The sequence below is a fragment of the Ensifer sp. Root423 genome, assembly GCF_001426275.1.
Taxonomy (GTDB): Bacteria; Pseudomonadota; Alphaproteobacteria; order Rhizobiales; family Rhizobiaceae; genus Ensifer; species Ensifer adhaerens.
In genome coordinates this window covers 54,788-66,586 of sequence record NZ_LMEG01000045.1, presented here as the reverse complement: position 1 = coordinate 66,586, position 11,799 = coordinate 54,788, and the positions used below count along the sequence as shown (strand labels likewise).

The 11,799-nt window shown below is 63.3% G+C and carries 10 protein-coding genes; 2 read left to right on the top strand and 8 right to left on the bottom strand.

Annotated elements, in window-relative coordinates; translation table 11 throughout:
• Nucleotide 1: 1 nt before the first annotated feature.
• The 4 genes from ASD01_RS28950 to ASD01_RS28935 are packed head-to-tail and all read right to left on the bottom strand — an operon-like array spanning nucleotide 2 to nucleotide 4,618.
• Nucleotides 2-1,246: an O-antigen ligase family protein gene (locus ASD01_RS28950; RefSeq protein WP_034803711.1), complete on the bottom strand. Its 1,245-nt coding sequence runs from the start codon at nucleotides 1,244-1,246 to the stop codon at nucleotides 2-4.
• Nucleotides 1,243-2,805 carry an undecaprenyl-phosphate glucose phosphotransferase gene (locus ASD01_RS28945; RefSeq protein WP_034803694.1) on the bottom strand — a complete coding sequence of 521 codons (1,563 nt, stop codon included), beginning with the start codon at nucleotides 2,803-2,805 and terminating at the stop codon, nucleotides 1,243-1,245. The genes ASD01_RS28950 and ASD01_RS28945 overlap by 4 nt, the downstream gene beginning before the upstream one ends.
• 59 nt (nucleotides 2,806-2,864) lie before the next feature.
• Nucleotides 2,865-4,037 carry a glycosyltransferase family 4 protein gene (locus ASD01_RS28940; protein WP_034803691.1) on the bottom strand — a complete coding sequence of 391 codons (1,173 nt, stop codon included), beginning with the start codon at nucleotides 4,035-4,037 and terminating at the stop codon, nucleotides 2,865-2,867.
• Between the two features lie 5 nt (nucleotides 4,038-4,042).
• Nucleotides 4,043-4,618, bottom strand: a complete 576-nt coding sequence (locus ASD01_RS28935) for a polysaccharide biosynthesis/export family protein (protein ID WP_034804249.1) — start codon at nucleotides 4,616-4,618, stop codon at nucleotides 4,043-4,045.
• A 203-nt stretch (nucleotides 4,619-4,821) separates the two neighbouring features.
• On the opposite strand from ASD01_RS28935, the gene ASD01_RS28930 reads away from it, so the two are divergent.
• Nucleotides 4,822-7,005, top strand: a complete 2,184-nt coding sequence (locus tag ASD01_RS28930) for a GumC family protein (protein WP_034803689.1) — start codon at nucleotides 4,822-4,824, stop codon at nucleotides 7,003-7,005.
• Nucleotides 7,006-7,062: 57 nt separating this feature from the next.
• Here ASD01_RS28930 and ASD01_RS28925 read toward each other — a convergent pair whose 3' ends face one another.
• From ASD01_RS28925 to ASD01_RS28915, 3 genes are all read right to left on the bottom strand, one after another.
• Complete coding sequence (locus tag ASD01_RS28925) at nucleotides 7,063-8,307, bottom strand: GNAT family N-acetyltransferase (RefSeq protein ID WP_034803686.1); 1,245 nt, start codon at nucleotides 8,305-8,307, stop codon at nucleotides 7,063-7,065.
• 152 nt (nucleotides 8,308-8,459) lie between these two features.
• Nucleotides 8,460-9,200 carry a metallophosphoesterase family protein gene (locus ASD01_RS28920; protein ID WP_034803683.1) on the bottom strand — a complete coding sequence of 247 codons (741 nt, stop codon included), beginning with the start codon at nucleotides 9,198-9,200 and terminating at the stop codon, nucleotides 8,460-8,462.
• Between the two features lie 33 nt (nucleotides 9,201-9,233).
• Nucleotides 9,234-9,446 carry a DUF2842 domain-containing protein gene (locus ASD01_RS28915; protein ID WP_034804246.1) on the bottom strand — a complete coding sequence of 71 codons (213 nt, stop codon included), beginning with the start codon at nucleotides 9,444-9,446 and terminating at the stop codon, nucleotides 9,234-9,236.
• A gap of 172 nt (nucleotides 9,447-9,618) precedes the next feature.
• Between ASD01_RS28915 and ASD01_RS28910 the strand changes: the two genes are divergently transcribed.
• Complete coding sequence (locus tag ASD01_RS28910; RefSeq protein WP_034803680.1) at nucleotides 9,619-10,722, top strand: COX15/CtaA family protein; 1,104 nt, start codon at nucleotides 9,619-9,621, stop codon at nucleotides 10,720-10,722.
• A gap of 76 nt (nucleotides 10,723-10,798) precedes the next feature.
• On the opposite strand, the gene argC is transcribed toward ASD01_RS28910, so the two are convergent.
• A complete protein-coding gene (argC, locus tag ASD01_RS28905) occupies nucleotides 10,799-11,731 on the bottom strand; it encodes an N-acetyl-gamma-glutamyl-phosphate reductase (protein WP_034803677.1) in 933 nt (310 codons plus the stop codon).
• Between the last annotated feature and the right edge of the window lie 68 nt (nucleotides 11,732-11,799).

Sequence of the window (11,799 nt, the reverse complement as noted above, 5' to 3'; positions counted from 1 at the left end):
GTCAGGAGCTCCGGCCGGCGCGCGCCTGCCGGCGATGGCGATATTCAAGGGCGGCGCATCCCCAGATGATTCCGATGAGCAGATAGAAGTGGCGCCAATGGTCCGTGTCGATGACATTGCCGACCCCGACATGGCCGAGAACGGCGACCCAGGCGATCATCAGATAGGTCTGCCAAGGGCGGTTGAGCAGCAGAAAGCGAAAGCCGAGCGAGAGCGTCCAGACGATCAGCGTCACGTAACTGACAAAGCCGAGCCAGCCGTAGGACGTCAGCGACTTCAGCCAGACGTTGTGCTCATCCTCCGGGAAGATCGTGCTGAAGACCATCGGGCCGATGCCGAGCGGCTTTTCCATCGACATCAGGAAGCCGAGGCGATGGCGATCGAAGCGGCCGAGGTGGCCGCCGTCATAATCCTGCACCAGCTGCGAGCGGCTGGAAAAGAGTGTTGCGACCTGCTCGGACTGCAGCGCGACGAGGAGGGCGCCGACGATCATGATCCCGCCGACGAGAGCCAACACCAGAATCCGCAGGCGGAAGAGGCCGTTTCGCTCCTTGAGCAGCATGACGAAGACGAAGGCGACGACACAGAAGAGGTTGAGGGCCCAGGCTGCGCGGGAGAACGAAAGAAAGACGCCAAGCGCCAGCACCATCAGCGCGGCGATCTTCGGGGGGGCTTTCTGGATGGGCTGCGTGAGGATGCCGTGGATGAGGTACATGGCCGGCACCGAGAGGAACGGGCCAAAGACGTTCGGATCCTGGAACGCGCCCTTGGCGCGGCCATAGAGCGTGAAGCTTTCCGCGCCCGGCACGGCGCCGAAATAGCCGAGGATGCCGAGCAGGGCGGTGATGATGGCCGCCGCCGTCCAGGCATTGAAGATCAGCCGCAGGCGTTCGTGGCGGTCCTCGATGATGGCTGCGAAGAAGACCGAGGAGAGCGCGAGGAAGCCGGAGACCGCCATGTACATCGGCCCCTTCGTCAGGTCGGTCATGACCGTCAGGGACAGGATGCCGCCGACCATGAACAGGGTCAGAAGCGTCAGCAGCGGGGCGACGCTGCGCGAGATCTTGAGGCCCACGAGCGCCCAAAGGCCGATGAGTGCGACCAGGAACAGCTCATAGGGCGCCGGCTCGAAAATGACGAAACCGGAGAGAAACACGGCAAAGGCGACGAGCCCGGAGCCAAGCAGCGAGAGCGCCGCGAGCTGGGGGCGAACGATCGGGAGCCGACCTGAATCGACGGTGCTCAATAGGCGTTCTCGGTATTGAGAAGCCGGAACGGCGTCAGGAACAGGATCTTGAGATCGAAGAGCAACGACCAGTTTTCGATGTAGTGCAGGTCGAAGGCGGTGCGCAGGCGGATCTTGTCGTCATTGTCGATCTCGCCGCGCCAGCCGTTGATCTGCGCCCAGCCGGTGACGCCGGGCTTGACGCGGTGGCGGGCGAAATAGCCTTCGACGACGTCGGAGTAGGTCCGGTTCTGGGTCTGGGCGAGCACGGCGTGCGGCCGCGGCCCAACGAGCGACAGCTCGCCCTTCAGCACGTTGAAGATCTGCGGCAGTTCGTCGATCGAGGACTTGCGGATGAAACGGCCGACGGGGGTGACGCGCGGGTCGCGCTTGGTCACGGCGTTGCGGGCCGTCGGGTCGCTCATATGCGTATACATCGAGCGGAACTTGTAGACCTCGATGGTCTCGTTGTTGAAGCCGTGCCGCTTCTGCTTGAAGATGATCGGGCCCGGGGACGTCGCTTTGACGGCGATCGCCGCGCCGAGCATGATCGGCCACAGAAGTACGAGGGCGACCAGGCTGAAGAAGATGTCGAAGCCGCGCTTGGCGACCGAGTCCCAATCGGCGATCGGCTTGTCGAAGATGTCGAGCATGGGGACATCGCCGACATGGGAGTAGCTGCGCGGGCGGAACCGCAGGTTGTTGGCGTGGGCGGCGAGCCGGATGTCGACCGGCAGGATCCAGAGCTTCTTCAGAAGCTGGAGAATGCGCTTCTCCGCCGTCAGCGGCAGCGAGATGATCAGCATGTCGATGCGCGCCAGGCGGGCGAATTCCACCAGTTCGTCGACCGTCCCGAGCTTCGGGTAGCCAGCGATCACATTGGGCGAGCGGCGCTCGTCGCGGTCGTCGAAAATACCGCAGATGCGGATGTCGTTGTCGGGCTGGTCCTCGAGCGTGCGGATCAGGTCCTTGGCCGGCTGGCCGCCGCCGACGACGACCGCGCGGCGTTCCATCGTGCCGTTTCGGGCCCAATGGCGGATGGAATAGGCGATGAAGGCGCGCTCGGCGATCAGAAAGATTGCGCCGCCGATGAACCAGCCGCCGAACCAGACGCGCGAATACTGGTGGCCGGATTTCAGAAAGAACAGCGCGATGGCGATGCCGCCAAACGCGATGGCCCAGGAGGCGAGGATGCGCGGCATCACCCGCAGCCAGGCGCGCAGCGCCGGGATCTGATAGGTGTCGGCGATCTGCATGGCGGCGACCGCCAATGCGGAACCACCGACGAGAATTGCCAGGTACAGCGGCAGTTGTTCGAAGCCCGGCTGGACATAGAGCGCGTTGATGGCATAGCCGATCGTAAAGAGCGCGCTGAATTCGAACAGGCGCATCAGCCCCATGATCATCGCAGGCGAATAGGTATCGGCGCTGAACTGCTCGGCGATCTGCCGCGCCAGCGGATTGAGATCCGTGGTCGTTGTTTCGCCCGGCATTTCGCCGGGCGCGCGGGCGCGGATTTCCGAAATCTTCTTGCGAAGCGCTTCGGGATCGAACGAACCCGGGCGGTCAAACTTGTTCATGGCTGTCTTCCGGCGCTGAAGTCCCTCAGCCGGGATAGCAGAAAGCCACTAAGAAACGCTTACGTTGTGGGCAACACGCTATCGGCGGGCGGCTGGTAACGGCACAATTCCCGATAGAGGCTTAGCATATCCGCCGACATTACCGAAGCTGCAAATTGCGACTTGAACGTGCTCGGATCGGGCATCACACGTGCCGCCCAGTCCTTCTCGGTGATTGCGCGGGCCATGATGTCGGCGAGCGACCGGGCATTGGCGGGTTCGGCAAGTGCGGTGCTGTCGCGTCCGAGAATTTCCGGGATGCCGCCGACACGGCTGGCGATGACCGGCTTCCGCGCGGCAAGCGCCTCGAGCACGATATAGGGCATGGACTCGGCGCGCGAGGGAACGACGATGTTGCGCGTCAGCGCGAAGGCCTCGCGCGTCTTCATCGCCGGCTGCATGCGGATGCGGCGGGCGAGGCCCTGCTGCAGCACCAGATCGCTGTATTCCTGCTGCTGCGGGCCGTCACCGATCATAAGCGCCGACAGCGGCCTGCCGACAAGCCTTTCGGTCTGGGCGAAAGCTTCCACAAACAGATCGGGACCCTTCAGGTCCCGCATCATGCCGATATAGAGAAAGTCGACCGCATCCGGCCCAGGCGGGACGGTCTCGAACTCCCGGTCGTCGATGCCGTTGTAGATCAGTTCGTTGCGCTCACGCGGCGCGCCGACCTTTGCGAAATAGGTCTGCCGCTCGAAATCGCAGACGAAGACGAGGGCGTCGGTAATCCGCTGCTGGATCCGTTCCGCCGGGAAGACCAGCCGGCCTGTCATAGAGCCTGGACGGTAGTGCAGGCTGCCGCCATGCGGCGAATAGAGGCGGGCTACGCGATACCTGTTGACCCGCAAGGCTGAACCGATGAGCCGGGCAATGACGCCGCCTTTGGCGCCGTGCCCATGCAACACATCCGGTCGCAAACTTCTGATTTCCTTATAGCCGCGCCACAACGCGGCAAAATCCGACGGCCCGACCGAGCGATGGATCGGCATCCGTATCAGGCCGAGCGCCAGATAGGGGCGGATTTCGTCGAACAACCGATCCTCGTGCCTGCCACCTGTCGTGCTGTCGCAGAGGATCCCGACCTCATGGCCCGCCTTGGCATGCGCCTCGGCCAGGTCGCGCACGTGGCGGAATATCCCGCCGACAGGCGACCTGAAGCAGTGGATGATGCGCAAAGGCCGCTCTTGTTGCATCGAGATCAGAACAGGCGTTCGCGAACATAGATCGTGTCGCCGGCAAGAACCGCGTCGGTGATCGGAACCCGGCCGGTGATGATGCGGCCATTGATCTTGCGCGTGATGTCGGCGTTCGACTGATTGGCGCGCGGAGAGAAGCCTCCGGCGACAGCGATCGCGTTCTGCACGGTCATGCCGGGCACATAGGCGTATTGGCCAGCCTGGCCGACTTCGCCCATGATGAAGACGGAACGGTAGCGATCGACCTCGATCGTGACGTCTGGATCGCGCAGATAGCCCTGCTTCAGCTTGGCGGCGATCATGCCCTCCAGTTCGGGTAGCGTCCTGCCGCGCGAGGCGACGGTGCCGATCAGGGGGAAGGCGACGTAGCCGGCCTGATCGACCGTGTAAGTGCCGCTGAGACCGGCCTGTTCGAAGACGTTGATGCGCAGGCGGTCGCCGCTGTCGAGCCGATAGGGCTGGATCGTGGCTTCACTGAAGGCCTTGGGTGCGGGCTGGTAGCTCGTGCAGCCGCCGAGCAACATCGACAGCGCTGCCGCCGTGATCGCGAGACCCGTCTTGATAGCTGCGGTGGACATGCGGTTCATAGGCTCCGGAAACGACCAGCTTTTGTGACGTTATCGGTCCGTTAGGGTTAATAGCAGGTAAACTCGCGGTAGAATTTTCGCGGAGACCTGGCGATACCGCCCCGTCTTTATCATCCGCAGGTTGATCGCATTAACCCTTGCGTTACCATGTTCCTTTACGGTCCGGCGAGATTTGAAGGTTCGGAGCGACTAGCATGTCGGGAAGCGGCAGCGCACAACAGGATGTGGATATCGACCTCGGCGGCCTGTTTCGCGCCGTCTGGGATCGGCGCGTCAAGGTTTTGCTCGCCACCGTCGCTGTGGCGGCGCTTGCCTTCGGCGCAGCAAAGATGATCGCGCCGGATTACCAGAGCGAAACCCGTGTACTCATCGAATCGCGCGAGCCGGAGTTCAGCGGCCCCAACCAGGCTTCCCAGGCGGGCGCCGACCGCGTCTTCGATGAATCCGGCATCCTCAGCCAGGTACAGGTGCTCAAGTCGGCCGATCTCATCAAGCAGGTCGCCCGCAACATGAAGCTCTATGAGCTCAAGGAATTCGACCCGTCGTCGGCACCCTCGGCGCTTTCGGATCTTCTCGTCATGCTCGGGCTGAAGAAGAACCCGCTGGAGATGCCGCCCGAGGAGAGGGTGCTCAAGGAATTCTCCGACAAGCTCCAGGTCTACCAGGTGGAGAAGTCGCGGGTGATTGCGATTGGCTTCACCTCGAAGGACCGCCAGCTTGCGGCTGCCGTGCCCAATGAGATGGCGAAGGTCTTCCTGGCGCTCCAGAGCGGTGCGAAACTCGACACCAATTCCGAGGCGACACGCTGGCTCGAACCGGAGATCGCCAATCTGCGCGAGAAGGTGCGCGACGCCGAGGCGAAGGTGGCGGCCTATCGCGCCTCGTCGGACCTGCTGCCAACCGGCGAAACCACCAACTTCGCGACGCGGCAGCTCACGGACATCTCGACGGAGCTGACCCGGGTGCGCGGCGAGCGTGCCAATGCGGAGGCGCGTGCCGCCGGCGTGCGTTCGGCGCTTGCGAGCGGCCGCGCGCCGGACACCATCGCCGACGTCGTCGGTTCACAGATGATCCAGCGGCTGAAGGAAACCGAGGCCAATCTCCAGGCGCAGGTCGCCGATCTTTCGACGACCCTGCTCGACGGTCATCCGCGCCTGAAGGCGCTGAAGTCGCAGCTCGAAGGCATCCGCGGCCAGATCAGCTCCGAGACCCGCAAGATCCTGACGAGCCTTGAAAACGAGGCGAAGGTCGGTGAACTGCGCGAACAGCAGTTGACCCAGCAGCTGAATGCGCTGAAGGCGCAGTCGGCTCGGGCGGGCGAAGAAGAGGTGGGGCTGCGCGCGCTCGAGCGCGAGGCAACGGCGCAGCGGCAATTGCTGGAGACCTATCTCGCGCGCTACCGCGAAGCGACATCGCGCACGGTGGAGAATGCGACGCCGGCCGATGCACGGGTCATTTCGAGTGCCGTGGTTCCGACCGGCGCGAGTTTCCCGAAAGTGCTGCCGATCACGGTCGTCGCAGCGCTTGCCACGTTCCTCCTGACCTGCATTGGCATCATGCTCGGCGAGCTTTTCAGCGGACGAGCCTTGCGGCCGGTCGCGGCTACGGGCGAACGGGCACCGGTCCACCCGCGTCCGGCGCTGGCCGCAAGCGTCGCCGATTTGCCGCCGGTCGAGATGGCTCAGGCTTCGCCTGCAATTGCGCCCGCCGCAGATGACGCCGTCGACTTGCTGCCTGCTATGGACGTGTCGCTTGCACCGGACATGGAGGAAGAGGCAGCCGAGGCGGATTTCTCGATCGAGGCCGTCGCCGAGCATCTGCGCGCCACCAACGTGCGCGTTGCGATTTCGGTTTCGCCCGGCGGAGACGAGGGTTCTACCGCCACCGTGATGCTCGCCCGGTTGCTGGCCGAAGAGGAGCTGAAGGTCGTATTGATCGACCTGACGGGTTCTGCCTGCCCGACACGCCTGATGGCGCGCTCGCAACAGCTTCCTGGTATCACCAACCTGCTGGCGGGGGAGGTGCCCTTCACGGACACGATCCACGCCGACCGTTTTTCCGACGCGCACATCATTCCTCAGGGCGATGCCGATCCGCGTCAGGCGATGCGCGGCATCGACCGGCTGAAGATGATCATCGACGCCTTGACCAACGCCTATGATCTCGTCCTGCTCGAATGCGGCCCTGCCGATGAAATGGCTGTTGAGAAGATCGCTGGCCGCGATGGCGCGGAAATCATCCTGTCGGCGCCGTCGGTGAGCGATGAGCGGATCGTCGAGGTGCTGACCGGATTCGGCGCAGCGGGCTATCGCGACATCGTGCTGATGACCGGCCAGGTACAATCGGACCCCGAATACCCGGACCGCGACGCGGCATAATGGTGTCGCCGGCCACCGGCGACAACGCGCCGGGGCCCCGTCCTCTTATCTCGGTTATCAGTCGGCGCTGCTGTCGAAGGTCTTGTCTTGCCTGTGCCGTCGCGTGCGCTGGATGCGGGCATAAACGGCCCGGTTCGCCTTGATCGCCCTTTTTGCCCTCACGACGAGGTGATGCCGCAGGCCTGCGAGCCGGCCGGCGAACGTCACCGGCAACACGATGTCGCGCAGCGGTGTCTCGATCGTGCACCAGGAGCGTTTGTAGGGCTGGTCGCCGACGCCGAAATCGAACAGGCGCACGCCTTCCCCCGATAGGCGCTCGATCATGCGGTAAAACAGCAATTCACCCGGGCTGGCATCGCCGGCCAAAGCTTCGTCGATCGACCCGAACTGGCAGATCACGTGATCTGCCTTGCGGGAAAGTCCGGCGACGGCGACGATGCGGCCGTCGTTTTCGCCCCGCAGGCGGATGGCATTGAGTTCCATGAGTTGAACGTCGTCGCCCATACGGGCGGCGAGCGCATGGAAAAACGCCTGCGTTTCCTTGTCCTGGAAGACATCGGGAAGGCCGAGCGCAGCAAAACGCGTCGCCTTCTGCCGAAAGAAGGTATCAAGCAGCGCGTGGGCCTCGTCACCCGTACGCGCGACCACATAGTCGTAGCCGCCCATTTCAGCCAGCCGTCGCTCGGAAATGCGCATCTTCTTGCGCCGCCGCTTGGCGTTGAGCTGGGCCAGTGTCGGCTGAATGCCGCCGAGAAGGGGAAGCTGAAACGACGGGTTGGGATTGGCAACGTTCGAAAGCAGGGAGAAGGGGCTGGGGGCACCGCGCCAGTCGCTCGGTAGACGATCGAGCATGACGATGTCGGCAAGGCCGCGCAGCGCGCCACAGATGGCGCGGGCAAGCGCGTCGGCAAGCGCGGGCGTGCTGATGATCGCCGCGGCGTTGGGGGCAAAGAGCCCGGTGTTGAGGTTGCTATGCTCGGTTCCGATCAGCTTTGCCGTTCGAAACAAGCGTCCGCGCGCCACTTCCAGCGGCAGGACGAGCAGGAGTTCGCCATCGAAGGTAACGCGCAGAAGGGCCAGGTCGCTGACATGGGTCGCAGCCCAGGCGCTGCACCATTGATAGGCATGATGCAGCGAGTTCTCAGGAAGACCGTCGAGCACGCGCCACTCGGTTTCGAGCGCCTCCATATTGCGGTGAAGCGAGATTTCGAAGCGGCCGGCGGCATCGGTCGGATCTGCACGCAAGGACGCGTGCGCGCGGCGGTCGCCGGAGCCGTCCATGGTGAGTTCCGAGTTCGTCATCGCAGGTGCCGTCCGGTCCTTGTTGCGGAGAGATTGAACCTCAAGCCCGCTACGATCGCTTTAATTCGGGAATACTTATGAAGCCGATTGGGAATAACCGGCGAACGCGGTTAGCAAAGCGTGAAGCGAGGAATGTGAAGCGCGCGCAAATTTCAATCGAGAAAGCCGGTGGCCAACGCCTTTGCCCATTCCATGCGGTTGCGGCTGGCCGCAAGCTGGGACATTGCCATCCAGTCATAGGGGACATTGCGGAAGGTGACGTGCCACCCCGAGGCCGATTTCTCGATGATCGCGTAGCGGGCGTCCGGGGAGCCCGCTTCGACCTTGTGCGGCACCGGTTGGTCGTCGTCATACCCGGGGCAGCCGACGCTGCCGGGATTGACGACGAGGCGGCCGTCGGAAAGCCGCACGGCGCGCTGGATATGGGTGTGGCCGCACAGGATAACCGGATAGTCGACGCCGGCTGCTTTCGCTTCTATGGCCGAATGCTGCGCCATGTGGACGGTGCCGACGGCCGTCAAGGCCTCCAGCCAGTAGGTCTCGTCATCCGTCGGCGTCGCATGGCACAGAAAGAACGTTTCCTTGTGGACGTGCGCGACGGGTAGGGTGGCCAGCCATTCGCGGTGCTGCGGCTGCAATTGATCATAGGCTGCGCGATCGGACAGCCCCATTTCATGCGGATCGATCGTCAGGAGATAGCGATCGTGATTGCCGCGGATCGAAAGGATCGCCCGTTTGATGAGGATGTCGGCCGTGCGTGCGGCATTGAGGGGGCCGCTCAGATGGTCGCCAAGATTGACGATATCGGTGATCCCTTGCGCATCGATGTCGGCGAGTACCGCTTCGAGCGCAAGATCGTTGCCGTGGATGTCAGCGATAACTGCAAGTCGCATGGGCGTCCCCCCGAATGGCTACCGGATTGAGGATCAACGATCCTTGGCGGGCTTTTCCATCCATTTGATGATCAGCATGGCGGGCAATATCCAGAGCAGGCCGGTGAAGAAGAAGTAGGCCAGATGCACGTACCAGGGGGCAGCGCCGAGCAGCAGCGAGGCGAAGGTGACGGCGGCCAGCGCATAGACGACGACGAGGATGATGATCAGGATCGTGCCGATCAGCTTTCTGAGGCGTACGGGCATTTCATATCTTTCACATGGGCAAATGCGCGCGGAGCGGCCGCGACCGCATGCCGCAAAGGTTTCGGCCTTGTTTTGCATGCCGCTCTGGTGCAAATCAACGGCTTTCCTGAGGTGCGACCGTTGATCCGTCCGGTTGCACCGCCGACAACCCTACGACACCAGAGGGAACATGATGGCCGGCGTCGAAATGGCGACTGAACAAATGCTTCGAAACGAGATCGGCAGGACCGACCGCAACCGCCGGCAGATCCGCGGCTGGCTGGCAGTCGTGCTGTTCACCCTCTTTGCCCTGGTGCTCGTCGGCGGCGCGACGCGGCTTACCGAATCGGGCCTCTCCATCACCGAGTGGAAGCCGATCCATGGCGTGATCCCGCCGCTGACGGTCGCCGAGTGGGAAGAGGAATTCCAGCTCTACCAGCGCATTCCGCAGTATCAGCAGATGAACAGCAGCATGACGGTCGACGAGTTCAAGACGATTTTCTGGTGGGAATGGGCGCACCGTCTGCTTGCCCGCACCATCGGCCTGATCTTCGCGTTGCCGCTTGCCTATTTCTGGTTCACCGGAAAGGTCGAGCGCAAGCTGCGCATGCCGCTGCTCGGTATCCTTGCGCTTGGCGGTTTCCAGGGGTTCATCGGGTGGTGGATGGTTTCATCGGGCCTCGTGGAGCGCACCGAGGTCAGCCAGTACCGGCTTGCGACGCATCTCGTCATCGCCTGTCTGATCTTTGCCGCCTGTATGTGGATCTTCCGCGGGCTGAGCGCGCATTCGAATGACACGGCGCCCACCGACCGTTCGCGCAAGATGGCGGCGATCATCGCCATCTTCAGTCTGTTCCAGATCTATCTCGGCGCGCTCGTCGCCGGTCTCGATGCCGGCTTCAGCTACAACACCTGGCCGCTGATGGATGGCGCGATCATCCCGCAGGACCTGTTCCTGCAGCAGCCCTGGTGGATCAACCTGTTCGAGAACCCGAAGACGGTCCAGTTCGTCCACCGCATTGGCGCCTATGTGCTCTTTGCCTTCGCACTGATGCACATGATTGCCTCGCTGCGGGCCGCACCCGAAACCACCCATGCGCGCCGCGCCGTGCTCCTGTTCCTGCTCGTCTCGGTGCAGGCGGTGATCGGGATTACCACGCTGGTGCTGCAGGTGCCGGTCGGCTGGGGCGTGGCGCACCAGGGTGGCGCGCTTGTGGTGCTTGGCTTTGCCATCGCCCACTGGCGCGGTTTCTACGGCGAGTACCCGCGGCCGACGGCGATCGAACTGCGCGACTGACGCCGGACGAGCTCCGGAAAAAGAAAGACCCCGGCGAGCGGCTCGCCGGGGTCTTTTGTTTTGAGCTCAGTGCCGATCAGGCCGACAGCATCAGGTCCATGTTCTGGACCGCCGCGCCCGAAGCGCCCTTGCCGAGATTGTCGAGCAGGGCGACGAGGTTCACATGGTTGCCGCCAGGGGTGCCGAAGACGAAAAGCTTCATCGTGTCCTTGCCGGCAAGCTCGGTGGCGTCGATGCGGCCGAGCTTTTCACTCTCCTGGAGCGGCACGACCTCGACGATCGACTGGCCGGCATAATGCGCGACGATTGCAGCATGGATCGTCTCCAGCGTCGTGCCGGCGGCGAGGTCTTCGAGATAGAGCGGCACCTGGACGATCATGCCCTGTGCGAACTTGCCGACCGAGGGCGCAAAGACCGGTGCGCGGTCGAGCAGCCCGTGCATCTTCATCTCGGGCACATGCTTGTGCTTGAGCGTCAGGCCGTAGAGGAAGTGCGGTGCGCTGATGTGATCCGCATTGGTCGCGTCTTCCATCTGCGCGATCATCTGCTTGCCGCCGCCCGTGTAGCCGGAGACCGCGTTGACCGTCACCGGATAGCCGTCCGGCAGGATGCCGGCCTGGCGCAGCGGCCGGATCACGCCGATCGCGCCGGTCGGATAGCAACCGGGATTGGCGACGCAACGGGCGCTGCGGATCTTCTCCGGCTGCGCCTTGTCCATTTCGGCAAAGCCATAGGCCCAGTCGGGCGCAATGCGATGCGCGGTCGAGGTGTCGATGATGCGGACCTTGTTGTTGCCCGAGACCATCGAAACCGCCTCGCGCGAGGCGTCGTCCGGCAGGCAGAGGATGGCGATGTCTGCTTCGTTCAGAAGATCTTCTCGCATCGCGGCATTGCGTCGTTCCGCTTCCGGAATGGAAAGCAGTTCGAGATCGCTACGGCCGGCCATGCGCGTGCGGATCTGCAGGCCCGTGGTGCCGTGTTCGCCATCGATGAAGATCTTCGGTTTCATGATTTTCCCGTTCTGCCAGACAGTTAGAAGCCGTTCCGGAATCATTCTGGCATAGAATTGAATCAATT